Source organism: Mesorhizobium sp. PL10, assembly GCF_053714315.1.
This window is the reverse complement of sequence record NZ_JBSKBR010000012.1, coordinates 197,519-222,032: the sequence shown is the minus strand read 5'-3', so window position 1 is coordinate 222,032 and position 24,514 is coordinate 197,519. Positions and strand designations below refer to the sequence as shown.

Genomic DNA, 24,514 nt, shown 5'->3' with positions numbered 1-24,514 from the left:
TAGTCCGGCCATGGCCTTTACCATCCGCCAGCTGCAGTTCTTCATTGCCGTCGCCGAGCAGGGCACGGTGTCGGGCGCAGCGCAAAACCTGTCCATCTCGCAATCCTCGGTCACTGAGGCGATCAAGGAGCTGGAAAGCGACCTCGGCGTCGAATTGTTCGAACGCCATCCACGCGGCCTCAACATCACCCACAAAGGCCACCAGTTCTTGCGTCATGCGACCAAGATCCTGGCCGATGTCTCCGACGCGCGCCGCGCTTTCTCCGACGACCAGGTGGTGGCCGGCGGGCGCCTGCAGCTCGGCGTCACCTCGCTGGTCGCCGGCTATGTGCTGTCCGATCTGCTTTCCCGCTATCGCCGCGCCTATCCCGGTGTCGAAGTCTCGGCCATCGAAGACAATGGCGACTATCTCGAGCACCTCCTGATCGGCGGCAAGCTCGACATTGCCGTCATGGTCACATCCAATTTGCGTGACCGCACGGCGCTGCAGTCGGAAATCCTCGAAGTCTCGGCGTACCGGCTGTGGGTGCCGCTCAGCCACAAGCTGGCCAGCGCCGACATTATCGGCATTGGCGATATTGCCGGCGAACCGCTGATTATGCTCACTGTCGACGAGATCGAGGAAAGCACCGGCAAGCTTCTGGCGGCGATCGGCGCCAAGCCGTATGTCGCCTTCCGCACCCGCTCCGTGGAAGCTGTGCGCAGCCTCGTCGCCACCGGCGCCGGCGTGGCGCTGCTGCCTGACCTCGTCTATCGGCCATGGTCGCTGGAAGGCGACCGCATCGAATCGCGCGATATTTCCGGCACTCTGCCGGTGGTCCAGGTCGGCATGGTCTGGCGCCGCGGCTCCGGCCTGCCACAGGCGGCGCGCGACTTCATCGGCCTCGCCCAGTCGCAGCGCACGGTGCGCCAGCAGCGCTGATCGGGTAAAGTCTTTGTCTTGATGCATGTCGTTCTCTCAAAACCGGGGCCACTTTTGAGTGACATGCATTTGCTACCTATCTATCGGAAAAACCGATATCGTGTTTCTGATAAATGAATTTGCGAAACCGGAATTTTCCAAGCACTTTTCATTTCAGAGACGAAAGCCGCCATCAGAGCGGCGACATGTCCATCGGACGAACTGACGCTTTTCAGCCTGCGGCTGACCGCAGCGAAGACCGGCTTCGCAGTCAGGCGCCAAAATGGGAGATTGACGATGAATTCATTTCTGAAGACGTGCACGGCTCTGACGGTCGCGCTGACCTTTTCCGGTCAGGCCGTCGCCCAGGTCAAGGAGCTTGGCAAGGGCGAAGGCGAGGTCAGCATCGTTGCCTGGCCGGGCTATATCGAGCGCGGCGAAACCGACAAGGGTTATGACTGGGTGACCGCCTTTGAGAAGGAGAGCGGCTGCAAGGTCAACGTCAAGACCGCAAACACCTCCGACGAGATGGTCTCGCTGATGAATGAGGGCGGCTTCGATCTGGTCACCGCTTCGGGTGACGCCTCGCTGCGCCTCGTTGCCGGCAAGCGCGTGCAGCCGATCAACACCGATCTCATCCCGAGCTGGAAGAGCGTCGACGACCGCCTGAAGGACGCGCCCTGGTTCACCGTCGACAAGGTGCATTATGGCGTTCCCTATCAGTGGGGCCCGAACGTCCTGATGTACAACACCGATGTCTTCAAGGAAGCGCCCAAGAGCTGGAACATCGTCTTCGAGGAAATGAACCTGCCCGACGGCAAGTCGAACAAGGGCCGCGTCCAGGCCTATGACGGCCCGATCCACATTGCCGATGCCGCCAACTATCTAATGTTCCACAAGCCGGAACTCGGCATCAAGGATCCCTACGAGCTGAACGAAGACCAGTACAAGGCGGCGCTCGAATTGCTGCGCGTCCAGCGCACGCTGGTCGGCCGCTACTGGCATGACGCCGCCATCCAGGTCGACGACTTCCAGAATGAAGGCGTCGTCGCCTCCGGCTCGTGGCCCTACCAGGTCAACACGCTGGTCGCCGCCAAGAAGCCGGTCGCCTCGACGGTGCCGGAAGAAGGCGTCACCGGCTGGGCCGACACCACCATGATGGAGGCCGACGCCGCGCATCCGAACTGCGCCTATATGTGGCTCGAACACTCCCTGTCGCCCAAGGTCCAGGGCGACGTCTCTGCCTGGTTCGGCTCGCTTCCCGTGGTGCCCGCCGCCTGCAAGGGCAACGAGCTTCTGACCGACGAAGGCTGCAAGACCAACGGCTACGATAATTTCGACAAGATCAAGTTCTGGAAGACCCCGGTCTCGAAATGCGCCACCCAGAACGACCAGTGCGTGCCCTATTACCGCTGGGTGTCGGACTATATCGGCGTCATCGGCGGACGTTGATCGCCTTACCCTCCCCCTATGTGGGGAGGGTCGACGCGCAGCGTCGGGGTGGGGGACAGCGCGGTTCGTGCTAGGCCACCCCCAACCCGCGGCTTCGCCGCGACCTCCCCACAAGGGGGAGGTGAGGCGTCGCGCGAACTCGCCACAACGCGATCCAAAAACAGACTGGCAGCCCATGACCTCGGCCGTTTCCTTCCAGAAAGTCTCACGCCATTTCGGCAGCGTTCGCGCCGTCGACGCGGTCGATCTCGACATCGTGCCGGGCGAATTCTTCGCCATGCTCGGTCCGTCGGGGTCCGGCAAGACGACGTGCCTGCGCCTTATTGCCGGTTTCGAGCAGCCGACCTCGGGCTCGATCTCGATCTTCGGCGAGCGCGCCGAAGGCGTGCCGCCCTATCGCCGCAACGTCAACACCGTGTTCCAGGACTACGCACTGTTCCCGCATCTCAACGTCCTCGACAATGTCGCCTACGGGCTGATGGTCAAGGGCGTCGCCAAGGCCGAGCGCCAGAAGGCGGCGGAAGAGGCGCTGTCGCTGGTACGGCTTCCCGGCTATGGCGCCCGCCGTCCCGGCCAACTCTCCGGCGGCCAGCGCCAGCGCGTCGCGCTTGCCCGTGCGCTGGTCAACCAGCCCAAGGTGCTGCTGCTCGACGAGCCGCTCGGCGCGCTCGACCTCAAGCTGCGCGAGAACATGCAGGAAGAGCTGAAGTCGCTGCAAAAGGCGCTCGGCATCACCTTCGTCTTCGTCACCCACGACCAGGGTGAAGCGCTGTCGATGGCCGACCGCGTCGCCGTCTTCAACGATGGCAAGATCATGCAGATCGGCACGCCGGAAGACATCTACCGGCGGCCGAAGACACGTTTCGTGGCCGATTTCGTCGGCTCCTCCAACGTGTTGCCGCCGGATTTCGTCCAGCGCTATTCCGGCCAGCATCGCTGGGGCAGCTTGCGTCCTGAATCCATCCGCATCGGCCGCGCCGCGAAAGGCGATGGCGTTGCCGCGCGCCTGGTCGGAGCCAACTATCTCGGCGCTACGACAAGGCTGGCGCTCGACGCCGACGGGTTGCGGCTGCACGCCATCGTGCCGGCCGGCACGAAACTGCCGGCGGAAGGCGAAGCGGTGGTGCTCACCTTCAACCGTGAGCACCTGCATCTGATGGATGAGCCGGCATGAGCCTCGACGCCGCCATGCCGCGCGCGACGGCCCCCGCTATCCTGCCCGGCAGCGGTGGCATGCGCGGTGCGTTGTCCGACCTGTTCTGGCGCCGGCCGCGATTGCTGCTGTTCCTCATGCTGCTGCCGCCGGTGATATGGCTGGGTGTCGTCTATATCGGATCGCTGTTCGCCCTCCTGGCGCAGAGCTTTTTCTCGATCGACGAATTCTCCGGCCTTATCAATCATGAGTTCACGCTGAAGACCTATGGCGACCTGTTCCAGGCCGCCAATCTGGACATCATCCTGCGCACAGTGACGATGGCGGTGCTGGTCACGCTGGCTTCGGCCATCATCGCCTTCCCCATTGCCTATTACGCGGCGCGTTATGCACGCGGCCGCTGGAAGGCGCTGTTTTATCTCGGCGTCATGCTGCCGCTGTGGTCGAGCTACCTGGTCAAGATCTATGCCTGGAAGCTGATCCTCGCCAAGGAAGGCATTCTGACCTGGCTGCTCGCCAAATTGCATCTGCTCTGGGTGCTCGATGGCTGGCTGTCGCTTCCGGTCGTCGGCGGAAACTCACTATCGGTCTCCGCAACCGGCACCTTCATCGCCTTCGTCTATGTCTGGCTGCCCTTCATGATCCTGCCGGTGCAGGCGGCATTGGAACGCGTGCCCGGCAATCTGGTCGAGGCCTCGTCCGATCTCGGCGCGTCGCCGGGCCAGACCTTCCGCAACGTGCTGTTCCCGCTGGCGCTGCCCGGCATCGTCGCCGGCTCGATCTTCACCTTCTCGCTGACGCTGGGCGACTACATCATCCCGCAGATCATCGGCACGTCGCGCCTGTTCATCGGCCAGGCCGTCTATTCGCAGCAAGGCACCGCCGGCAACATCCCGCTCGCTGCGGCCTTCACCGTCGTGCCCATCGTCATCATGGGCTTCTACCTCTGGGGCGCCAAGCGCATGGGGGCCTTCGATGCGCTCTGACGGCTCGCAATCCGCCCCGCTCGGCCTCAAGATCGCAGCAGCTTGCGGCCTGCTCTTCCTGCATCTGCCGATCCTGCTGATCTTCGTCTACGCCTTCACCACGGAAGAAAAGAGCTTCGTCTGGCCGCCGCCGGGGCTGACCACGCAATGGTTCGCTGTCACCTGGAACCGGCCGGATGTCTGGCAGGCGCTGTCGCTCTCCGTCCGCGTCGCCGCCATCTCGACCGCGATTGCCCTGATCCTCGGCACTTTGTGCGCCGCCGCCGTGTCGCGGACTAAATTCTTCGGCCGCGAGACCATCTCGCTGCTCGTCATCCTGCCGATTGCGCTGCCCGGCATCATCACCGGCATCGCGCTGCGCTCGGCCTTCTCGCTCGCCGACATCCCGTTCTCGTTCTGGACGATCGTGCTCGGCCACGCCACCTTCTGCGTCGTCGTCGTCTACAACAATGCGGTCGCCCGCTTCCGCCGTTCCTCGGGCTCGATGATCGAGGCCTCGATGGATCTTGGCGCCGACGGCTTCCAGACCTTTCGGCACGTCGTGCTGCCCAACATCGCGACCGCGCTGCTTGCCGGCGGCATGCTGGCCTTCGCGCTTTCCTTCGACGAGGTCATCGTCACCACCTTCACCGCCGGCCAGCAGCAGACCGTGCCGATCTGGATGCTGGAGGAGCTGATCCGCCCGCGCCAGCGCCCGGTCACCAATGTCGTCGCCATGGTCGTGGTTCTGGTGACGCTGCTGCCCATCCTGTTTGCCTACTATCTGACCCGCGACGGCGACCAGATCGCTGGTTCCGGCAAATGAAGAACAGCGAATAGGGAGTAGCGAATAGCGAATAGGGGAGATGCACGACCAGCCCTATTCGCTATTCGCTATTCGCTACTCGCTCCTGACCAAGGAGAACCTGCATGGACACCCAGATGCTTATCGGCGCGATCTTCGACAAGGGCACCGAGACCGAGGAGCCGATCCTCAATCCAAAGACCGGGGCGACCATTCTCAACCTGCCGGAAGCCAGCCCTGCGCAGATCGAGGCGGCGGTGGCGGCGGCGGAAAAGGCGTTCGTCCTGTGGTCGCGCACCACGCCAGCGCAGCGCTCCGGCTATCTCCTCAAGATTGCCGACCGCATCGAGGCCGAGGCCAAGGAGTTCGCCGCGCTCGAGGCGCTGAACTGCGGCAAGCCGATCAATGCCGTGCTCAATGACGAAATCCCGGCGATCGTCGACTGCTACCGCTTCTTTGCCGGCGCGGTGCGTTCGATGCCCGGCGTGGTCGCCGGCGAATATCTCCCCGGCCACACCTCAATGGTGCGGCGCGACCCGATCGGCATCGTCGCCTCGATCGCGCCCTGGAACTATCCGCTGATGATGATGGCCTGGAAGCTGGCGCCGGCGATCGCGGGCGGCAACACCGTCGTCTTCAAGCCGTCGGAACAGACGCCGCTGACGGCGCTTAAGCTGGCCAGGATCCTGGCAGAGGTGCTGCCCGAGGGCGTCGTCAACGTCGTGCTCGGCCGCGGCGACAGCGTTGGCAACACGCTGATCAACCACGCCAAGGTCAACATGATCTCGATCACCGGCGACGTCGCCACCGGCAAGAAGGTGCTGCAGGCCGCCGCCAAATCGGTTAAGCGCACGCATCTGGAACTCGGCGGAAAGGCGCCCGTCATCGTCTTCGACGACGCCGATCTCGGCGCCGTGGTCAACGGTCTGCGCGCCTTCGGTTATTACAATGCCGGCCAGGACTGCACCGCCGCCTGCCGCATCTATGCCGGCAAGAAGATCTACGACAAGCTTGTTGCCGATCTGTCCTCTGCGGTCTCGACCATCAAATACAACCAGCCAGATGACACTGAGAACGAGATCGGCCCGCTGATCTCGCGCCGGCAGCGCGACCGCGTCTCGAGCTTCGTCGAGCGCGCTTCCGAACTGAAGCACATCGAGATCACCACCGGCGGCAGACCGGGCGAGGGCTCCGGCTTCTACTACCAGCCGACCGTCGTTGCCGGCGCGCTGCAGGAAGACGAAATCGTGCGCCGCGAAGTGTTCGGCCCGGTCGTCTCGATCACCCGCTTCTCGGAAGTCGACGAAGCCGTGAACTGGGCCAATGACAGCGACTACGGCCTGGCGTCCTCGGTGTGGACCAAGGACGTCTCGCGCGCCATGGCGACGGCCGCCCGCCTGCAATATGGCTGCACCTGGATCAACACCCATTTCATGCTGACCAACGAGATGCCGCATGGCGGCTTGAAACAGTCCGGCTACGGCAAGGACATGTCGCTCTACGCGCTGGAGGACTACACCGCCGTGCGTCACGTCATGGTGGCTCACGGGTAGCGGGTAATATCTCTAAAATATTCGCCGTGCCGTTTTTTGCATATTAAGCGTAAGTTACTTTTGCAGCACGACGAGTGTTCACAATTTACTGAATATTCAACCTGAACGAGCAGCCTCCTTGCCGAGAAACCGCGCGGCGAGGGGGTTTGCACATGAATACGACCAAGATCAAGCTGGTCATGATTGGTGTCTTCTGCCTGGTGATGGCCTTCTTCGGCGGCAAGGACATGCTGAAGAAAGGCGGTTGGCCGGAAATGCCGGCTGAAGTCATTGCGGTCAACGTCGAATGCGACATGGAATCGACTGCCCACAAGATCGTCTACAAGACTGTCAGCACTGCCACGATCCCCTGCGAATTGGTTGAGGCGTTCAAGACAGTGCACGCGGACAAAGAATGGAAGGTGAAGCAGAAATTCACCGGCACCTTGCGCGTCGGCACCGGCGCCGATGCCGTCGAAGCCACGATGCAGCTGAACAAGGACGGTGGCCGCGAGCCGCAGGTCGGCGACAAGCTCACCGTCGTCCAGAACCCCGCCAACCCGACCCAGATCGAGCGCACCGGCATGACCGGCGCGCGTCTGACGATCGTCATCGGCGGTGGATTGCTCGGCGCGCTGCTTCTCTATCTTGCTTTCAGACCCCGCCGGCAGCCAGAGGCCTACGCTGCGGCCGGCAACCTTACCGGGGATGCGGGTAAAGACCAGCGCGCCCGCCAGGCCGACGCCCTGATAGCGGCCGCGCTTGCCAAACAGGCAACGCTACCCAATCAGCCGTCGCGTGTCGCAGGGGCCGGATTGGCCAGGGAAGGCCGCTTCGCCGGGCAGAAAACGAATTTCGGCCGCCGCAACTGACGGCCGAAATTCGCAGCATCCTCTTTCGCAATTCCGGACGGAAAACCGCTCACACTTTTCCTGGAATTGCTCCTACTCCACGATGCGGTAGATGTTCCAAAGGCTGGTGCCCGACACGACGTACGGCTCCATCTCCTTGCCCCATTTGGCGTGCGCGTCGATCTTGCCGATCTTGGCGAAGAAACTCTCCAGTTTGGCAAGGCTTTCGACCTGATGATGCGATTCGACCGTCGCTTCCCGGGCGCCGATCGAACCGGTCATGATCTGGAACTGCAGGTCGGCGATGCCGACCTGAGAGCCGATCTCGCGTTCCCATTTCTTGAGCAGTTCAAGCACGGTCTGCTTGTGTCCGAATTTGGCGTCGATCTGCCATCTGGCGCTGAACATTTTTGTCTCCTCCGGCTTTGCGGCCCAGGCCGCGGTTAGGTGGCCTACTCGTCCCAGGCCTGCACGACGGTCTGTCGTGCAATGCGTCCGTTCTTCAACTCCAGCATCGCCGCGCAGAACACCTTGGTTCCGTCCGGATAGGCGCAGGCCTGGGTGAAGGCGAGGTTGTCGCCATCGGCGATGGTGGTGTCGACCTTGTGGGTCATTGCCCGGCTGCAGATGTCGTCCCAGAATGTGCTGATCGCCGCCCGGCCACGGATCTCGCGCGGCTTGCTCGGCGGGTTGTTGCGATCGATCACCCGCACCAGCGCATCGTCGGCGTAGAAGCTCGCCAGCGTCCTGCCGTCCCGTCCTTCGATCGCTTTCTTGATCGCCGCGCCGTCAACGCTTTGCGTCTTGGTCAGCATCTTTTCCTCCATGGCCCCTCGATGGGCGGTTGATGACTTAAAGGGCTGCCCGGCGCCCATCGCCGGGCAGGGTCTTTCACTGCGACTTGGCTTTGACGGCCGCGAACACGCCGTCGGTCTGCTGTTTGAAGGTCGCGAAATCGACCTGGCTGCCGTTGAGCATCGTCGACCAGTGGCGCACGATGGCCGCCATCGCGATCGCCTCCTTGATCTCCTCATCGGTCGCGCCATTGAGCTTGGCGGCCTCGGTGTGGAAATAGATGCAGTACTGGCAAGGGATCTGCGAGGCGACGGCCAGCCCCATCAGCTCCTTGGTCTTGCCGTCGAGCGCGGTCTTGGGGTTGAGCTGCACGCCCTTGATCTCGGCCCAGGCGCCGGCAACCGCGACATCCGGCAGCGTCTTGAACATGTCCGGCACCGAGCCGAGTGTCGCCTCGATGTCCTTGTAGGCGGCCGCCGCCGTGGCGTCCTCGGCCTTGGCAGGGGCGATCGTGAACAGTGCGCCAACGCCTGCCGCTATCACCAGCGATTTGATCGACCTGTTTGACTTCAGCATTGCATCCTCCGTTCGCAGCGCCTTCCCGGCGACATCCGCCTGGGCTGCATGGAGAGAATTCGTAGCCCCTGCGCGCCCTTGGTCGCTTCGCCCGAAAGCGCCATGGCTCCTATGGCCCGTCCGGGCCAGTGTGCCTGGCGGAGAATGCCGCCGCCGCCGCCCGCGACGGCAGGTCGAGCTTCAGCAATATGTTGGCCACATGACGCTTGACCGTATGCTCGCTGAGCCTCAGCTCGGCAGCGATTGCGGCATTGCTCTTGCCGTCGGCGATCAGGCTGACCACCTCGCTTTCGCGCGCCGTCAGTTGAGCAGGCTCGGCAGGCCTGGCCTTGGGACGGCAAGCGGGCTCGAGATGCTGTTCCGACGTCACCTGGACCAGCGCCAGCGGCTCGTCCAGTTCATCCAGCGCGACACGGCCGGCATCGACGAAATGCAGGCCGGAACCAGCGGCGAGGTCGGCGACCAGCCGCGACGCCAGTATCTCGCCGCGCCCGGCATGGGCGGCGATCTGCATCGTCACCCGTGCCATCAGCCCCATCGGCGGTCCGCGCATTTCGACCTCGCCGACATGCGCGCCCTGGGCGCTTGCAATGCCCATATGCTGCGCCGCATCGCGCAGCGCCCCTGCGCAGCGTATGGCCCGCGCCGGCCCGTCGAAGCGCGCGACCATCAGCTCGCCATGGAGGCCGGCGGCGCGTCCGCCATGACGGCCGACCAGCTGCCGCCAGCTCTCCTGGAAGCGCTCGCTGCGTTCGCTCCACATGCGGTCGCCCACCCGCGCCGTGTCGTAGATGCGTGTCGCCAGAAGAGCGGCAAGCACGCGCTCCGCTTCGATTACGGCGCGCTCGCCGGTCAGGAATTCCTCAATCAGGTCTGCCACCCGGTCGACATCGCCGGTCCAGATCGGGTGATCGCGGCCGGGGATTTCGATCAATCGCGCATTCGCGATCTTTTTCGCCAGGAAGCGGCTGGCGTCGGGATCCACGCGCACATCGTTGCGGCGATGGATGAGCAGGGTCGGTGCGCCGATCGCCGAAAGTACGCCGCGCACGTCGACCCCGGCATTCATCCGGGTCAGGGCGGCCGCTGCCGTCGGGCTGGCCGACAGCCGCTCGAAGCGCGCCCACCACTGGGTGAAATGCGCGTCATCGACGCGGCCCGGCGCAAAGCTGGGCAGAGTGGCGCCGGTGCCCCACTCTGTGCCCGCGGTCGCGACGAAGGCCTCGAGGCGTTCGGGCGGCATTACCCATTTGTGAAAATGCGCATAGCCGCCATAAAGTGCCAACGCCCGTGTCCGCTCCGGATAGGTGGCGGCGAACAACATTGCCAGCGGCGCGCCTTCCGAGGCGCCGAGCAAGGCCGCACGGACACTGCCGGTGGCATCCATCACCACGCGCACATCGTCCATGCGGGTTTCGAGGCTGGGCAGATGGCGCGGGTCGACCCGGTCGGACAGGCCGGTGCCGCGCTTGTCGAACAGGATCAGCCGCGAGAACGCCGACAGCCGTTTCAACAGCCTGGTATAACCTTCGTCTTCCCAATGCAGGTCGAGATTGGAAATGAAGCCGGGCACGAAAACCAGGTCGAACGATCCCTGGCCGACCACCTGATAGGCGATCCGCACGTCGCCGCTGAGGGCATATCGCGTCTCGATCGGCCTCACGACTGCATCCCGCCCGGCCAGACGACTTCTGATCGTCGACCATAGCAGACACCTGCGGGATGCGGCAGTCAAACTTTAGAAGACAGCAATATAGCCTGGCGACCCGAACCGCGCTCGCCCGGTTGTTCCGGCGGTCGACTATTTCTGGGGAGCGGCGCTCTCTGCACCCGTGGGTTGGACGTAGCCGATGCTGATATCGGCCTGCTCCTCGGTCTTCGGCCGCTTGATTCTGGCCGAAGCCACGACGACAAGCTCGTCGAAATTTTCGCCGCCGCTGTCCAGCATCTCGAAGAACTGGCGGCGCATCCTGGGCTCCCAGAACTTGTTGATGTGCTCGGCTACACCCGCCACGCCTTCCTCGCGCGGCCTTGAATGGAAGAAGGCCGCAATCTGGTTGGCCATGCGCACCAGCTTTTCCCTGGTGCTCGTGATGTGGTCTTCGTCATGCGACATGCTGGGCAACTCCCAAGGCCACCCGTTCCGGGTGGGTGAAAACATCGAAATCGTCGCCGCGCACCAGCGCCACCAATGTCATACCGGCTTCTTCGGCAGTGCGGATGGCAAGTGCAGTCGGCGCCGAGACGGCCATGATGAAAGCCGAGCCGATGGCCGCGGTCTTCTGCACCATCTCGACCGAGACGCGTGACGTGACCACCACAGCGCCCGATGCGCCGTCAATGCCGGCCTTGGCAAGCGCGCCGGCCAGCTTGTCCAGCGCATTGTGGCGGCCGACATCCTCGCGCGCCATGACGATGCCTTTGCCCGGCACATAAAAACCCGCAGCGTGCACGGCGCCGGTTTCGGAATGCAGCGGCTGCACCTTCGACAGCAGCCTGACCGACCGCACGATGTCGTCGGCTTCAAGCGTAAGCTCCGACGCACCAACCTTGTCGACCGAGCGCATTGCTTCCTCGATGGATTCGATGCCGCACAGCCCGCAGCCAACCGGCCCGGCCAGGCGCCTGCGTCGCGCCTCGAAGCGCGTATTGGCCTGGTCCTTCAGCCGGATCTGGATGTCGATGCCGGCGCCATGATCCTCGACCTCGATGGCTTCGATCTCGTCAGGCAGCGCGATGATGCCTTCGGTCAGCGAGAAGCCGAGTGCAAAATCCTCGAAGTCGGCAGGGCTCGCCATCATCACCGCATGTGTGGTGCCGGCAAAGGAGAACGCCACCGGCGTCTCCTCCGGCACCATGCGGTTCGCGGCCGCAGTGCCGCTGGCGCGGTGCGCCAGCCGCGATGTCTGCGTCGTTGCTTTGCGGCGCGCGGCCAAGACTACTCCGCCGCCTGCAGCGGAGCGATGCGGCGGCTGTTGCGCGCCTGCTCGTCATAGTCGCGCTGCCAGTCCGAAGGCCCGTTGGAGGCGCCTACTTGCACCGCCGTCACCTTGTACTCCGGACAGTTGGTCGCCCAGTCCGAGAAGTCGGTGGTGATGACATTGGCCTGGGTGTCGGGATGGTGGAACGTCGTGTAGACCACGCCGGGCGACACCCGGTCGGTGATCTGCGCACGCAGCGTCGTCTCGCCCGAACGGCTGGTCAGCCGCACCCAGTCGCCGTCGCGCACCCCGCGATTTTCGGCATCGTGCGGATGGATCTCCAGTCGATCCTCGCTGTGCCACATGACGTTTTCGGTGCGCCTTGTCTGTGCGCCGACATTGTACTGGCTAAGGATGCGGCCGGTGGTCAGCAGCAACGGGAAACGCGGCCCGGTCCGCTCGTCGGTCGTCACATATTCGGTGCGGATGAACTTGCCCTTGCCGCGCACGAAGCCGTCTATATGCATGATCGGCGTGCCGAGCGGGGCTTTCTCGTTGCAGGGCCATTGCACCGATCCGACACGGTCAAGCAGATCGAAGGAGACGCCGGCGAAGCTTGGCGTCGTCTTGGCGATCTCGTCCATGATCTCGGAGGGATGCTGGTAGTTCCAGTCAAGCCCGATCGCACGGGCAAGCTCCTGCGTCGCTTCCCAGTCCGCGTAGCGCGCTTTCGGCTCCAGGACCTTGCGCACCATGTTGATGCGGCGCTCGGCATTGGTGAAGGTGCCGTCCTTCTCCAGGAAGGTCGAGCCCGGCAGAAAGACATGCGCGTAGTTCGCTGTCTCGTTCAGGAACAGGTCGTGCACGACCACGCATTCCATCGCCGCCAGGCCGCCCGCGACATGCTTGGTGTCAGGGTCGGACTGCAGGATGTCCTCGCCCTGGATGTAGATGCCTTTGAAGGAGCCATCGACAGCGGCATCCAGCATGTTGGGGATGCGCAGGCCCGGTTCGTCGTCGAGCTTCACGCCCCACAGGCTCTCATAGATGTCGCGCACGGCTTCGCCGGAGATGTGGCGGTACCCCGGCAGTTCATGCGGGAATGAGCCCATGTCGCATGAGCCCTGCACATTGTTCTGGCCGCGCAGCGGGTTCACGCCGACGCCCGGGCGGCCGATATTGCCGGTCGCCATGGCAAGGTTGGCGATAGCCATAACCGTGGTCGAGCCCTGGCTGTGTTCGGTGACGCCGAGGCCGTAGTAAATCGCGCCGTTGCCACCCTTGGCATAGAGCCGCGCAGCACCCCGGATCAGCTCCGGGTCGACGCCGGAAAGCTTGCCGACGGTCTCAGGGCTGTTCTCCGGCAATGCGACGAACGAGGCCCAGTCCTGGAACTCCGTCCAGTCACAGCGTTCGCGGATGAAGGCTTCGTCGAAAAGCCCCTCGGTGACGATGACATGGGCGAGCGACGTCAGCACAGCCACGTTGGTGCCGGGCTTCAGCGGCAGGTGGTAGTCGGCCTCGACATGCGCCGACTTGACCATTTCGGTACGGCGCGGATCGAGCACGATCAGCTTGGCGCCCTGGCGCAGCCGCTTCTTCAGCCGCGAAGCAAACACAGGGTGGGCGGAAGCCGGATTGGCGCCGATGATGACGGCGACATCGGTGAAGTCGACGGAATCGAAATCCTGGGTGCCGGCCGAGGTGCCATAGGTTTGGCCGAGACCGTAGCCGGTCGGTGAGTGGCAGACGCGGGCGCAGGTGTCGACATTGTTGTTGCGGAAGCCCTGGCGCACCAGCTTCTGGACCAGATAGGTCTCCTCATTCGTGCAGCGCGAGGACGTGATACCGCCGATCGAGGTGCGTCCGTATTGATATTGGATACGACGGAATTCCTTGGCCGTATGGGCGATCGCCTCTTCCCAGCTCACCTCGCGCCAGGGATCGCTGACCTTTTCGCGAATCATCGGCGACAGGATGCGGTCCTTGTGGGTCGCGTAGCCATAGGCGAAACGGCCTTTCACGCAGGAATGGCCATGGTTCGCCTTGCCGTCCTTGTAGGGCATCATGCGAATGACTTCGTCGCCCTTCACTTCGGCCTTGAAAGAGCAGCCGACGCCGCAATAGGCACAGGTCGTGACGGCGGAGCGCTCGGGCATGCCTTTCTCAAGCACGGCCTTTTCACGCAGCGCATCGGTCGGACAGGCCTGCACGCAGGCGCCGCAGGACACGCATTCGGAGGCGATGAAATCCTCATGCATGCCGGCGACCATGCGCGATTCGAAACCGCGACCCTCGATCGTCAGCGCGAAGGTGCCTTGCACCTCCTCACAGGCCCGCACGCAGCGCGAGCAGACAATACATTGCGCCGGATCATAGGTGAAATAGGGGTTGGATTCATCGCGGGCGATGTAGTCGACCGCCAGCGAGCCATGGCCCGGCGCGACGCCGTTTTCCTGCTTGACGTGGTTGCGGCCCTCGATGCCGAAGCGGTTCTCGGTCAGGCCGACGGACTTCGCCACAACGTCGAACTCGCTGGCGCCGGTACCGGCCTTCTCGTTCCAGCCGGTCGGATGGTCGGAAACGTAAAGCTCCATGACACCGCGGCGGATGGCATCGAGCCGCTCGGATTGCGTGCGCACCACCATGCCTTCGCCGACCGGAGTCGTGCAGGATGCCGGCGTACCGCCGCGCCCTTCGATCTCGACCAGGCAGACGCGGCAGGAGCCGAACGAGTCCAACATGTCCGTGGCGCAGAGTTTTGGAATCTCGACCCCGCCTTCCATCGCCGCGCGCATGATCGACGTACCTTCCGGCACGCTGATGCTGCGGCCGTCGACGATCAGCGTGACCTGCTTTTGCGCCTTCGATTCCGGGGTTCCGTAGTCGAGTTCTTCGATGAGTGTCGGGAAGTCGGCCTTGATATTCATCTGCCAGCTCCTATTCGGCAGCCACGCGCGCCGGCGCGGGCTTGAAATCTTCGGGAAAATGGGTGATCGAGCTCATCACCGGGTAAGGCGTGAAGCCGCCCAGCGCGCAGAGCGATCCGAACTTCATCGTGTTGCAGAGATCGGTGACCAGAGCCAGGTTCTTTTCCGGCTCGATGCCGGCAGCAAGCCTGTCGATGGTCTCCACCCCGCGTATCGAGCCGATGCGGCATGGCGTGCACTTGCCGCAGCTCTCAATGGCGCAGAATTCCATGGCGAAGCGCGCCTGCTTCAGCATGTCGGCGGTGTCGTCGAACACGGTGAGGCCGGCATGGCCGATCAGCCCGTCACGCTTGGCGAATTCTTCATAGTCGAACGGTGTGTCGAACAGCGCGCGCGGGAAATAGGCGCCGAGTGGGCCGCCGACCTGCACCGCCTTCACCGGGCGACCGGTGGCCGTACCGCCACCGATATCGTCGACGATTTCGCCCAGCGTCATGCCGAAGGCAGCCTCGAACAGGCCGCCGAACTTGACGTTGCCGGCGATCTGTATCGGGATCGTACCGCGCGAGCGGCCCATGCCGAAATCCTTGTAGAAGGCCGCGCCCTTGTCCATGATGATCGGCACGGAAGCCAGCGAGATGACATTGTTGATCACCGTCGGCTTGCCGAACAATCCCTGGATCGCGGGCAGCGGTGGCTTGGCCCGCACCACGCCGCGCTTGCCTTCAAGGCTGTTCAGCAGTGAGGTTTCCTCGCCGCAGACATAGGCGCCGGCGCCGACGCGGATTTCCATGTCGAAGGCGTTCGGCGAACCCATCACGTTGACGCCGAGCACGCCGTGCTTGCGGGCAATCTCGACGGCCTTGTTCATCGTCGCCACCGCATGCGGATACTCCGAGCGGATGTAGACGAAACCCTTGGTCGCGCCGGTGGCGATGCCGGCGATCGCCATGCCTTCGATGAGCACGAAGGGGTCGCCCTCCATGATCATGCGGTCGGCGAAGGTCGCGCTGTCGCCTTCGTCGGCGTTGCAGACGATGTACTTGCGCTCGCCGGCGGTATCGAGCACCGTCTTCCACTTGATGCCGGTCGGAAAGCCAGCGCCGCCACGACCGCGCAAGCCCGATTCCGTGACCTGCTTGACGATGTCGAGCGGCGCCATGGCCACCGCGTTCTGCAGGCCCTTCAGTCCGCCGAGCGACTTGTAGGCGTCGAGCGACAGCGGGTCGTTGATGCCGCAACGCGCGAAGGTCAGGCGCGTCTGCTTGGCCAGGAACGGGATCTTGTCCGGTGCGCCCAGCCAGCGCTTGTGATGTCCGCCCTTGAGGAAGCCGCTGTCGAACAGGCTCTTGACATCGGAAGGCTTCACCGGCCCGTAAGCGACGCGGCCCTCGGCGGTCGCGACCTCGACCATAGGTTCGAGGAAATAGGCGCCGCGCGAGCCGTTGCGCACGATTTTGGCCTCGATGCCCCGTTCGGCCAGCTCCGCACGAATCGCCTTGGCGACCTTTTCGGCGCCGAGCGCCAGCGCGCCGGAGTCAGCTGGAATGTAGATGCGCGGGATCATGAGCGTACCTCCGCGACGATCTCTTCGATCTTCTCGTCATCGAGCCGCCCGATCACCTCACCATCCAGCATCGCCGACGGTGAACAGGCGCAAAGCCCGAGGCAATAGACCGGCTCCAGTGTAACCGATCCGTCGCGGGTGGTCTCGTGGAAATCGATGCCGAGCAACTGCTTGACCTTTGCGGCCACCGCATCCGAACCCATCGACTGGCAAGCTTCCGCCTGGCAGAGCTTGAGCACGTGCCGGCCGGCCGGCCGGGCACGGAAATCATGATAGAAGGTCACGACGCCGTGCACCTCGGCCCTCGACAGGTTCAGGCCATCGGCGATGACAGGCACCGCGTCCTGCGGTACGTGGCCGAATTCTTCCTGGATGCCGTGGAGGATCGGCAGCAGCGGACCCTCGAGGTCCTTCAACTCCTGGATGATCGCCGCCGTGCGCGATGCGATCTCGGTACTTGCAGGCTGCATCGTCATGCAGCGCCCTCCCTTGTCGTGGCGTCCAATGCATATCGCCCAAACGTGTGAAGCGTTTTTGGGGCAGCGACGTGCATAGGCGCAATATCGCTAAGTTCTTAGGAAATCAGAGGAAACCCCTGGAATCAATAAAGCTGCATCGTTGCTCGATAGAAATCTTCTATCGAGCCGCTACAGCCTGCGATATCTAGCCTAGCGGTGGGCGCGGAAATCGTCTGCCAGCGCCATCGCCTCGTCCAACAGCGCCTGCACCAGCGGCGTGTGCGGCTCGCGCGGCGCCGCCACCAGCCCCACCGTGTGGCGGGCGTCCGGTTCGACGATCGGGATGGCCCGGATCGGTTCGGAAAAGCCGAATGTTTCCGCGAGGTTGAGCGGCATGATCGATGACCATTTGCCGGTCCGGATATGCGAGAACAGCACGATCATCGAATTGGATTCGAGCGTCGGCCGCATCTGCACGCCGGCTTCCGCCAGATGCTGGTCGATGATGCGCCGGTTCTGCATGTCCGGCGTCAGCAGGCAGAGCGGCAGGCTGCTGAGTTCGGCCCATGTCACTTTGTCGCGGTCGGAATAGGGATTTCCGACAGCTGTTATCAGCTGGTAGCGCTCGTCATAGAGCGGCACGCTGATCACCCGTCCCAACGGCTCATTGTCGAGATAGGTGATGCCGGCGTCGATGTCGAAATTGCCGAGCAGCGACAGCACTTCGATTGAGGTGCGCGATAGCACCGAAAAGGTGACGCCAGGGTGCTTTTCGCGGAACGGTGTCGTCAGGCGCGCCGCCATGGCCAGTGCCGTCGGGATGGCGGCGATGCGGATGCGCCCCGACAGGCCATAGCGCGCCGCCCTCATCTCCTCGCGCATGGTCCTGGTGTCGCCGACGATGCGGCGCGCCCACACCAGCACCTGTTTGCCTTCTGGCGTCAGTCCCTGGAAGCGCGAGCCGCGCAGCACCAGCATGACGCCGAGCTGGCCCTCCAGCTGCTTGATCCCCGCCGACAGCGTCGGCTGCGTGACGCCGCACACCTCCGCCGCCCGGCCGAAATGCTCTTCCCTGGCCAGCGCGATGAAGAATTCCAGTTTGTCGATCATGCCTGCAGGCTAGCCAGCGCGGGACGGCTGCGCCAGATGGTGCCGGCGCCACAACAACACAATCTTGCCCGCAGCCTGGAAATCGTTGGCCGGGACTATTTATCCACGACGTTCAGGATGTTGCCGTCCAGGTCCTTGAACCAGGCGACTTTCATGCCGGAGCCGACATGGATATCGCCCTCGAGCGAAAGACCAGGCATCTCGTAATGTTCGAAGGTGACGCCCTTCGATCTTAGCGATTTGACAATAGCTTCGATTTGGTCGCCGACCGTCCAGGTCACCACCGTCGCCTTGTTGGTTCCGGCGAATTGCGAGTGATAGACATTGATGACCGTGTCGCCGCTTTTGTAGACGACCAACTCATCGCCAATGTTGTCCACCTGCTTGAGGCCCAGCGTTCCTTCATAAAAGGCCTTTGCTCTCGCCAAGTCCTTCACTGCGATGTTGGCCGTTGCGTTGCTGTTTGCGAGCATAATCGTATCCTTCCCTGATTGTCTCCCTCATGCTGGTCATTGAAATAGGTCGCGCGCCCTGTTTGGCGACGTCCGCCGGAACTCTCGCTCGCAGAAGCCAAGGGTGCGTCGAGGCGGCTGCTTGGTTCTCTCCGAAAACTACATTATCTGAGGTGCCGAACGCTGAGGAAAAGATCATGGCCGTCACCAAGGAAACCGTCATCGAGCGCCTGAAGACGGTCAACGGACCGGATTTCACCGGCAACATCGTCGACCTCGGCATGGTCTCCGAGATTTTCATCGCCGATTCGAAAGTGTTCTTTTCAATCACGGTTCCGGCTGCCCGGGCGCAGGAGATGGAGCCGCTGCGCGCCGCAGCCGAGCGCGTCGTCAAGGCGATTCCCGGTGTCGCCGGCGCCGTCGTCGCGCTGACGGCTGAAAAGAAGGGCGGCGGCATGGAGGCGCCGGTTCCGGCGCGCCCCGCACCCAGACCGGCTCCGCCAACTGCGCCACGCGCGGCTCCGCACGCCCCAGCCTCGCACAACTCGGGCAAGCGCGGCGTGCCCGGCATCGAGGCGATCATTGCGGTTGCGTCAGGCAAGGGTGGCGTCGGCAAGTCGACCACCGCCGTCAACATCGCGCTCGGGCTCGCCGCCAACGGTTTGCGCGTCGGCGTGCTCGATGCCGACATCTATGGCCCGTCAATGCCCAGGCTGCTCAACATCCATGGCCGACCGCAGACCGTCGACGGCAAGATCCTGAAACCAATGGAGAATTACGGTCTCAAGGTAATGTCGATGGGCTTCCTCGTCGATGAGGAAACCCCGATGATCTGGCGCGGCCCGATGGTGATGTCGGCGCTGACGCAGATGCTGCGCGAGGTCGAATGGGGCCGGCTCGACGTGCTCGTCGTCGACATGCCGCCCGGCACCGGCGATGCCCAGCTGACCATGGCCCAACAGGTGCCGCTGGCCGGCGCCGTCATCGTCTCGACGCCGCAGGATCTGGCGCTGATCGACGCGCGCAAGGGGCTGAACATGTTCAAGAAGGTCGACGTACCGCTGCTCGGCATCGTCGAGAACATGAGCTATTTCGTCGCGCCCGACACCGGCAAGCGCTACGACATTTTTGGCCATGGCGGGGCGCGGCGCGAAGCCGAGCGCCTCGGCGTGACCTTCCTTGGCGAAGTGCCGCTGGAAATGGGCATTCGCGAAAGCTCGGATGAAGGTGCGCCCGTGGTGGCGTCGAAACCCGATAGCCCCGAGGCGAAGATCTATCGCGATATTGCTTCGAAGGTCTGGGACCGGGTCAACGAAGAACGCGGCGCGGCCGAAGCAGCGGTGCCGAGCATCGTGTTCGAGTGAGGGTTCAGCCGCCCACCTTCTCGCCGAACGTCGAAAAGAACTGACCCGCCAGTTTCTTCGACGTCGATTCGATCAGCCGGCTGCCCAGCTGGGCGATCTTGCCGCCGACATCGGCTTTGGCCGCGTATTTGAGCACCGTCGCATCCGGCCCGTCTGCCGTCAGCGTCACATCGGCGCCGCCCTTGGCGAAGCCGGCAATGCCGCCCTTGCCTTCGCCCTGTATGGTGTAGGCGTGCGGTGGCTTGAGGTTTTTCAGCGTCACTTCGCCGTTGAACGTCGCCTTGATAGGCCCGATCTTCAGCACCACGGTCGCTGCCATTTCGGTCGGCGATTTCATCTCCAGGCTCTGGCAGCCGGGAATGCTCTCCCGCAGCACGTTCGGATCATTCAGCGCCTCCCACACTTTCTGCAGAGGTGCGACAATGCGTTCCTCGCCTTCGATCACCAAAGCCATGCAAACCTCCCCGCACCAGATTGTTCAAAGGCCTAACGCAGCGCTCGATGCATGTCTATCGCACCAAAGTCCGGTTGCGACGGTGCGCCCTCTTGCCTGCTTCCGCGCGTTGCCATATCGATTTGTCTTACAAATACGGAGACCACGATGGCAGGCGCCCCCACCAAGAAGAAATTTCGCTCGCAGGAGTGGTTCGACAATCCCGACAATCCGGGCATGACCGCGCTCTATCTCGAACGCTACCTGAACTACGGGCTGACGCGGGCCGAACTGATGTCGGGCAAACCGCTGATCGGCATCGCCCAGACAGGCTCGGATCTGTCGCCTTGCAACCGCCACCATATCGAGCTGGCCAAGCGCGTGCGCGAAGGCATCGTCTCGATGGGCGGCATTCCCTTTGAATTTCCCTGTCATCCGATCCAGGAAACCGGCAAGCGCCCGACCGCGGCGCTCGACCGCAACCTTGCCTACCTCGGCCTCGTCGAGGTGCTTTACGGCTATCCGCTCGACGGCGTCGTGCTGACTATCGGCTGCGACAAGACCACGCCGGCGCTGCTGATGGCGGCGGCCACCGTCAACATTCCGGCGATCGCGCTGTCGGTCGGCCCGATGCTCAATGGCTGGCACAAGGGCAAGCGCACGGGCTCCGGCACCATCGTCTGGGAATCGCGCCAGCGGCTATCGGCCGGCGAGATCGACTATGACGAGTTCATGGACATTGTCGCCTCTTCGGCGCCGTCCACCGGCTATTGCAACACAATGGGTACCGCCACCACGATGAACTCGCTGGCCGAGGCGCTCGGTATGCAGTTGCCGGGCTCGGCCGCAATCCCCGCGCCCTACCGCGAGCGCGGCCAGATTTCCTACGAGACGGGCAAGCGCATCGTCGAGATGGTGCATGAGGATCTGAAGCCGTCCGACATCATGACCCGGCATGCGTTCGAGAACGCCATTGTCGTCAATTCGGCCATCGGCGGCTCGACCAACGCGCCGATCCACCTCAATGCCATCGCCCGCCATCTCGGCGTGCCGCTCGACAATGACGACTGGGAGAAGGTCGGCCTCAACGTGCCGCTGCTCGTCAATCTGCAGCCGACGGGCGAGTATCTCGGCGAGGACTACCACCATGCCGGCGGCGTGCCGGCCGTGGTGGCCGAGCTTTTGAAGGCCGGACTTTTGCCGCACCCCGACGCTGTGACCGTCAACGGCAAGTCGATCGGCGACAATTGCCGCGGCGTGGCCAACGAGAATCAGGATGTCATCCGCAGCGCCGACAAGCCGCTCAAGGCCAATGCCGGCTTCATCAACCTCAGCGGCAATCTCTTCGATTCGGCGATCATGAAGACCAGCGGCATCTCGCCGGAATTCCGCGAGCGCTATCTGTCCAACCCGAAGGACCCGGAAGCCTTCGAGGGCAACGCCATGGTCTTCGACGGGCCGGAGGACTACCACGCCCGCATCGACGATCCGTCGCAAGGCATTGACGAGCACACCATCCTGTTCATGCGCGGCGCCGGCCCGATCGGCTATCCCGGCGGCGCCGAGGTCGTCAACATGCAGCCGCCCGCCTACCTCATCAAGAAGGGCATCCACGCGCTGGCCTGCATCGGCGACGGCCGCCAGTCTGGCACGTCGGGCTCGCCGTCGATCCTCAACGCCTCGCCGGAAGCGGCTATCGGTGGCGGCCTGGCGCTGCTCAAGACCGGCGACCGCGTGCGCATCGACCTGAACAAGGGCACCGCCAACATCCTTGTCAGCGACGACGAAATCGCCAAGCGGCGCGCAGCACTCCAGGGCAATGGCGGTTTCCACTATCCGCAGCACCAGACGCCATGGCAGGAAATCCAGCGCGGCATGGTCGACCAGTTCGACCAGGGAATGGTGCTGAAGCCGGCGGTGAAATACCAGGATGTGGCGCACACCAAGGGCGTGCCGAGGGACAATCACTGAACGCTAAATTGGTCGCCAAGATCGAAAGGGCGGTCCGCTGCCGAGCGGACCGCCCTTTGTCATGACCAGCCCCTTGTTTCGACCCGACCGGACCTACAGATAAGCTTGATCTCTATGGGTTCAGCTGCGGGAACGAGACGATTCATGGCGAAACGGCGCTCTTCCTTCGGTTTTCTCGGCATGTTCGGCCGCTCCGGCGACTTGCGGGAACTTGACGCAGCACTACGCGGCGCCGACCTCCATCCGGCCCTTGTTCCCGAGGGCGTCAAGCTCACCATCGTCAACCTGATGAAGGACCATTGGCCGGACGAACCGCCACCGGACGCCTACCGGTCCGTGGCGCAGCTTTTCAGTTATTGTATTGCGGGGCCGCTGACTTTCGAACAGGCCAACGGCCCGGACAAGCGGCTGGACGCGGAGCGCCGCATCGAAGCAGCGCTTGAGACCGGCGACAGCCTGGATGCACAGGTCGTGCTGATGGCGCTGCATGGCAAGCTGATCAGCGCTGAGGTCGTCGAGCGTTTTGGGCTAAGCGCGGGCTAATGTTTTGTAAGGTTAGACTTACCCGCCCATGCCGCTGCGCGGCAACTTGATCATCTCGCCGAAGCGGGCGCGCAACTTGTCGTCGAGCAGCTTCGGCACATGGCGAGGGAAGCGCTCGGCAAGCACCCGCTTCTTCTCGATGATCGCCCGCTGCAGGATGTCGGGCCTGCCCTTCTCGTTCCATTCCTTGGGAGAAAAGCGGTCGCCGACGGCCGGATAAAAGTACTCGGTCTGCATCAGGCGCAGCGTCTGCTCATTGCCGAGATAGTGGCCAGGGCCGTTCATACAGACTTCAGCGATGGTCTCGATCGACAGCGCTTCGTCGGTCACCTCGATGCCGCGCACGCAACGCAGGCAATGGCCCAGCATGTCGTTGTCGATGATCAGGCTTTCCAGGCAGAAGCCGAGCAGCGAGGCATGCATGCCGGCCGATTCATAGACCAGGTTGAGGCCGGCAAGGCCGGCCATCACATCGGTGATGCCCTTTTCATAGCCGGACTGGATGTCGGGCAGTTTGGAATCCGTCATGCCCGCGGCCGAACCACCCGGAAGGTCATAGAATTGCGCCATCTGCGCGCAGGCGGAAGTCAGCACCGCCTGCTCGGCCGAGCCGCCCGACATGGCGCCGGTCCTGAGGTCGGAGACGAATGGCCAGGTGCCGAAGATCGCGGGGTGTCCGGGCTTGATGGCGTTGACATAGACGAGGCCGGCAAGCACTTCCGCCACCGCTTGCACGACAGCACCTGCAATCGCCGCCGGGGCGGTGGCGCCGGCCTGGCCGGCCGACAAGAGCAGGATCGGAATGCCGCCTTCGACGCAGGCTTCGAGCACGCCGCAGGCGTCCTCGGCAAATTTCATCGGCGGCACGACGAAACAGTTTGAGTTGGAGACGAAGGGCCGGGCGCGGAAATTCTCCTCGCCGCCGGCGATCGCATAGAGCATCTCCAGCGCCGGCTGCACGTTCTCGCGCACCGTGAACGAGGTGCCGACATGCTTCGACGTGCCCATCACGCAGGCGTAGAGCGTGTTGAAGTCCATCTCGAGCGGATCGGGAATGTCGCGCGGCACCATCGGCCGCTGGAAGAAGTGGATGTTGTCGAGCCCTTCGACGAGGCGGGCTGCGTCGTAAATGTCTTGCACCAGCGACTCGCGGTATTCGCGCTTTTCGACATCGACCAGATGCACCGCGGCACCTGCGGTGCCGTAGTGCACCCGCTTGCCCTGGATCAGCATGTCATGCCTCGGATCCTGGCCGTGCAGCGTAAAATTCCGCGCCGCTTTTTTGATCGTGTCCAGCACCAGTGCGCGGGGGAAGCGAATACGCCCATCATCGCCGTAGATGGCGCCGACCCCGGTCAGCGCCTCGATGCAGGAGGGAATGGCATTGGCGAAGCCGACGGTCTCCAGCAGCGTCAGCACCGCTTCATGGATGCGCTCCTGATCGTTCCGGCTGAGTGGGCCGTAGCTGCCGCCTTCAAGCCCGGCGCGCACCGGCCTGATGTCGTCGGCCAAGGGTGCGGCCCGCATCGCGCGGCGCGCTTCGCGCCCGCCGGATCGGCGCGAGCGCTGGTCAGCCTCCTGCTTCTCGGGCGCATCCTGCTTCTCAAGAGCCACTGACATGGGAGGCACTCCACCTTATCTTGCGAAACCGGACGCGGTGATTGGTCCACCGTCGCCTGCTTCGTCCCCTCTGTCAGCCGACTATGCCGCCGGTATTGGCCCAGCCTATGGGCCA

The 24,514-nt window shown here is 63.6% G+C and carries 23 protein-coding genes; 10 read left to right on the top strand and 13 right to left on the bottom strand.

Features of this window, described 5'->3' with window-relative positions:
• Positions 1-10: 10 nt before the first annotated feature.
• The 7 genes from ACWGTO_RS20850 to ACWGTO_RS20820 all read left to right on the top strand — a co-directional run bounded on the left by ACWGTO_RS20850 (position 11) and on the right by ACWGTO_RS20820 (position 7,680).
• Positions 11-922, top strand: a complete 912-nt coding sequence (locus ACWGTO_RS20850) for a LysR family transcriptional regulator (protein WP_454576699.1) — start codon at positions 11-13, stop codon at positions 920-922.
• A gap of 276 nt (positions 923-1,198) precedes the next feature.
• Complete coding sequence (locus ACWGTO_RS20845; protein ID WP_454576678.1) at positions 1,199-2,353, top strand: ABC transporter substrate-binding protein; 1,155 nt, start codon at positions 1,199-1,201, stop codon at positions 2,351-2,353.
• 175 nt (positions 2,354-2,528) lie between these two features.
• Positions 2,529-3,527: an ABC transporter ATP-binding protein gene (locus tag ACWGTO_RS20840; RefSeq protein ID WP_454576677.1), complete on the top strand. Its 999-nt coding sequence runs from the start codon at positions 2,529-2,531 to the stop codon at positions 3,525-3,527.
• Entirely contained in the window at positions 3,524-4,492 is a 969-nt protein-coding gene (locus ACWGTO_RS20835) for an ABC transporter permease (protein WP_454576676.1), read from the top strand. The genes ACWGTO_RS20840 and ACWGTO_RS20835 overlap by 4 nt, the downstream gene beginning before the upstream one ends.
• On the top strand, positions 4,482-5,297 hold the full coding sequence (locus tag ACWGTO_RS20830; protein ID WP_454576675.1) for an ABC transporter permease: 816 nt from the start codon (positions 4,482-4,484) through the stop codon (positions 5,295-5,297). The genes ACWGTO_RS20835 and ACWGTO_RS20830 overlap by 11 nt, the downstream gene beginning before the upstream one ends.
• Before the next feature lie 104 nt (positions 5,298-5,401).
• Positions 5,402-6,829, top strand: coding sequence for a gamma-aminobutyraldehyde dehydrogenase (locus tag ACWGTO_RS20825; protein ID WP_454576674.1), 1,428 nt, complete (start codon positions 5,402-5,404; stop codon positions 6,827-6,829).
• 152 nt (positions 6,830-6,981) lie between these two features.
• Complete coding sequence (locus ACWGTO_RS20820) at positions 6,982-7,680, top strand: hypothetical protein (protein ID WP_454576673.1); 699 nt, start codon at positions 6,982-6,984, stop codon at positions 7,678-7,680.
• A gap of 72 nt (positions 7,681-7,752) precedes the next feature.
• Here ACWGTO_RS20820 and ACWGTO_RS20815 read toward each other — a convergent pair whose 3' ends face one another.
• The 11 genes from ACWGTO_RS20815 to ACWGTO_RS20765 form a co-directional block, all read right to left on the bottom strand.
• Positions 7,753-8,067 carry a hypothetical protein gene (locus ACWGTO_RS20815; RefSeq protein WP_454576672.1) on the bottom strand — a complete coding sequence of 105 codons (315 nt, stop codon included), beginning with the start codon at positions 8,065-8,067 and terminating at the stop codon, positions 7,753-7,755.
• A gap of 44 nt (positions 8,068-8,111) precedes the next feature.
• Complete coding sequence (locus ACWGTO_RS20810) at positions 8,112-8,474, bottom strand: nuclear transport factor 2 family protein (protein ID WP_454576671.1); 363 nt, start codon at positions 8,472-8,474, stop codon at positions 8,112-8,114.
• A gap of 76 nt (positions 8,475-8,550) precedes the next feature.
• Entirely contained in the window at positions 8,551-9,030 is a 480-nt protein-coding gene (locus ACWGTO_RS20805) for a carboxymuconolactone decarboxylase family protein (protein WP_454576670.1), read from the bottom strand.
• Positions 9,031-9,139: 109 nt separating this feature from the next.
• Entirely contained in the window at positions 9,140-10,693 is a 1,554-nt protein-coding gene (locus ACWGTO_RS20800) for an alpha/beta fold hydrolase (protein WP_454576669.1), read from the bottom strand.
• A 138-nt stretch (positions 10,694-10,831) separates the two neighbouring features.
• Complete coding sequence (locus ACWGTO_RS20795) at positions 10,832-11,146, bottom strand: formate dehydrogenase subunit delta (RefSeq protein WP_454576668.1); 315 nt, start codon at positions 11,144-11,146, stop codon at positions 10,832-10,834.
• Positions 11,136-11,966, bottom strand: coding sequence for a formate dehydrogenase accessory sulfurtransferase FdhD (gene fdhD, locus ACWGTO_RS20790; RefSeq protein ID WP_454576667.1), 831 nt, complete (start codon positions 11,964-11,966; stop codon positions 11,136-11,138). Before fdhD ends, ACWGTO_RS20795 begins: the two co-directional genes overlap by 11 nt.
• Before the next feature lie 2 nt (positions 11,967-11,968).
• Complete coding sequence (gene fdhF, locus ACWGTO_RS20785) at positions 11,969-14,881, bottom strand: formate dehydrogenase subunit alpha (RefSeq protein WP_454576666.1); 2,913 nt, start codon at positions 14,879-14,881, stop codon at positions 11,969-11,971.
• A 10-nt stretch (positions 14,882-14,891) separates the two neighbouring features.
• Positions 14,892-16,448 (bottom strand): formate dehydrogenase beta subunit, encoded by a 1,557-nt coding sequence (locus ACWGTO_RS20780; RefSeq protein ID WP_454576665.1) that lies wholly within the window; start codon positions 16,446-16,448, stop codon positions 14,892-14,894.
• A complete protein-coding gene (locus tag ACWGTO_RS20775; protein ID WP_454576664.1) occupies positions 16,445-16,924 on the bottom strand; it encodes a formate dehydrogenase subunit gamma in 480 nt (159 codons plus the stop codon). Before ACWGTO_RS20775 ends, ACWGTO_RS20780 begins: the two co-directional genes overlap by 4 nt.
• Positions 16,925-17,116: 192 nt before the next feature.
• Positions 17,117-18,016, bottom strand: coding sequence for a LysR family transcriptional regulator (locus tag ACWGTO_RS20770; RefSeq protein ID WP_454576663.1), 900 nt, complete (start codon positions 18,014-18,016; stop codon positions 17,117-17,119).
• Between the two features lie 95 nt (positions 18,017-18,111).
• The gene (locus ACWGTO_RS20765; RefSeq protein WP_454576662.1) at positions 18,112-18,489 is read right to left on the bottom strand and encodes a VOC family protein; all 378 of its coding nucleotides are present in this window, start codon (positions 18,487-18,489) and stop codon (positions 18,112-18,114) included.
• Between the two features lie 173 nt (positions 18,490-18,662).
• On the opposite strand from ACWGTO_RS20765, the gene ACWGTO_RS20760 reads away from it, so the two are divergent.
• Entirely contained in the window at positions 18,663-19,832 is a 1,170-nt protein-coding gene (locus ACWGTO_RS20760; RefSeq protein ID WP_454576698.1) for an Mrp/NBP35 family ATP-binding protein, read from the top strand.
• 4 nt (positions 19,833-19,836) lie between these two features.
• Here the strand turns inward: ACWGTO_RS20760 and ACWGTO_RS20755 are convergent, their stop codons facing one another.
• A complete protein-coding gene (locus ACWGTO_RS20755) occupies positions 19,837-20,286 on the bottom strand; it encodes an SRPBCC family protein (RefSeq protein WP_454576661.1) in 450 nt (149 codons plus the stop codon).
• A gap of 147 nt (positions 20,287-20,433) precedes the next feature.
• Between ACWGTO_RS20755 and ACWGTO_RS20750 the strand changes: the two genes are divergently transcribed.
• On the top strand, positions 20,434-22,236 hold the full coding sequence (locus ACWGTO_RS20750) for an IlvD/Edd family dehydratase (protein WP_454576660.1): 1,803 nt from the start codon (positions 20,434-20,436) through the stop codon (positions 22,234-22,236).
• A 144-nt stretch (positions 22,237-22,380) separates the two neighbouring features.
• Positions 22,381-22,779, top strand: coding sequence for a hypothetical protein (locus ACWGTO_RS20745; RefSeq protein ID WP_454576659.1), 399 nt, complete (start codon positions 22,381-22,383; stop codon positions 22,777-22,779).
• 18 nt (positions 22,780-22,797) lie between these two features.
• Here ACWGTO_RS20745 and ACWGTO_RS20740 read toward each other — a convergent pair whose 3' ends face one another.
• Positions 22,798-24,399, bottom strand: coding sequence for a trimethylamine methyltransferase family protein (locus ACWGTO_RS20740; RefSeq protein ID WP_454576658.1), 1,602 nt, complete (start codon positions 24,397-24,399; stop codon positions 22,798-22,800).
• Positions 24,400-24,514: the final 115 nt, after the last annotated feature.

Bases quoted from the DNA above. Each gene is read 5' to 3' on its own strand.
- ACWGTO_RS20810 (WP_454576671.1), bottom strand. From the start codon at position 8,474: ATGCTGACCAAGACGCAAAGCGTTGACGGCGCGGCGATCAAGAAAGCG.
- ACWGTO_RS20820 (WP_454576673.1), top strand. From the start codon at position 6,982: ATGAATACGACCAAGATCAAGCTGGTCATGATTGGTGTCTTCTGCCTG.
- ACWGTO_RS20745 (WP_454576659.1), top strand. From the start codon at position 22,381: ATGGCGAAACGGCGCTCTTCCTTCGGTTTTCTCGGCATGTTCGGCCGC.
- ACWGTO_RS20805 (WP_454576670.1), bottom strand. From the start codon at position 9,030: ATGCTGAAGTCAAACAGGTCGATCAAATCGCTGGTGATAGCGGCAGGC.
- ACWGTO_RS20835 (WP_454576676.1), top strand. From the start codon at position 3,524: ATGAGCCTCGACGCCGCCATGCCGCGCGCGACGGCCCCCGCTATCCTG.
- ACWGTO_RS20845 (WP_454576678.1), top strand. From the start codon at position 1,199: ATGAATTCATTTCTGAAGACGTGCACGGCTCTGACGGTCGCGCTGACC.
- ACWGTO_RS20770 (WP_454576663.1), bottom strand. From the start codon at position 18,016: ATGATCGACAAACTGGAATTCTTCATCGCGCTGGCCAGGGAAGAGCAT.
- fdhF (WP_454576666.1), bottom strand. From the start codon at position 14,881: ATGAATATCAAGGCCGACTTCCCGACACTCATCGAAGAACTCGACTAC.
- ACWGTO_RS20740 (WP_454576658.1), bottom strand. From the start codon at position 24,399: ATGTCAGTGGCTCTTGAGAAGCAGGATGCGCCCGAGAAGCAGGAGGCT.
- ACWGTO_RS20765 (WP_454576662.1), bottom strand. From the start codon at position 18,489: ATGCTCGCAAACAGCAACGCAACGGCCAACATCGCAGTGAAGGACTTG.
- ACWGTO_RS20755 (WP_454576661.1), bottom strand. From the start codon at position 20,286: ATGGCTTTGGTGATCGAAGGCGAGGAACGCATTGTCGCACCTCTGCAG.
- ACWGTO_RS20840 (WP_454576677.1), top strand. From the start codon at position 2,529: ATGACCTCGGCCGTTTCCTTCCAGAAAGTCTCACGCCATTTCGGCAGC.
- ACWGTO_RS20775 (WP_454576664.1), bottom strand. From the start codon at position 16,924: ATGACGATGCAGCCTGCAAGTACCGAGATCGCATCGCGCACGGCGGCG.
- ACWGTO_RS20850 (WP_454576699.1), top strand. From the start codon at position 11: ATGGCCTTTACCATCCGCCAGCTGCAGTTCTTCATTGCCGTCGCCGAG.
- ACWGTO_RS20815 (WP_454576672.1), bottom strand. From the start codon at position 8,067: ATGTTCAGCGCCAGATGGCAGATCGACGCCAAATTCGGACACAAGCAG.
- ACWGTO_RS20750 (WP_454576660.1), top strand. From the start codon at position 20,434: ATGGCAGGCGCCCCCACCAAGAAGAAATTTCGCTCGCAGGAGTGGTTC.
- ACWGTO_RS20825 (WP_454576674.1), top strand. From the start codon at position 5,402: ATGGACACCCAGATGCTTATCGGCGCGATCTTCGACAAGGGCACCGAG.
- ACWGTO_RS20780 (WP_454576665.1), bottom strand. From the start codon at position 16,448: ATGATCCCGCGCATCTACATTCCAGCTGACTCCGGCGCGCTGGCGCTC.
- ACWGTO_RS20830 (WP_454576675.1), top strand. From the start codon at position 4,482: ATGCGCTCTGACGGCTCGCAATCCGCCCCGCTCGGCCTCAAGATCGCA.
- ACWGTO_RS20795 (WP_454576668.1), bottom strand. From the start codon at position 11,146: ATGTCGCATGACGAAGACCACATCACGAGCACCAGGGAAAAGCTGGTG.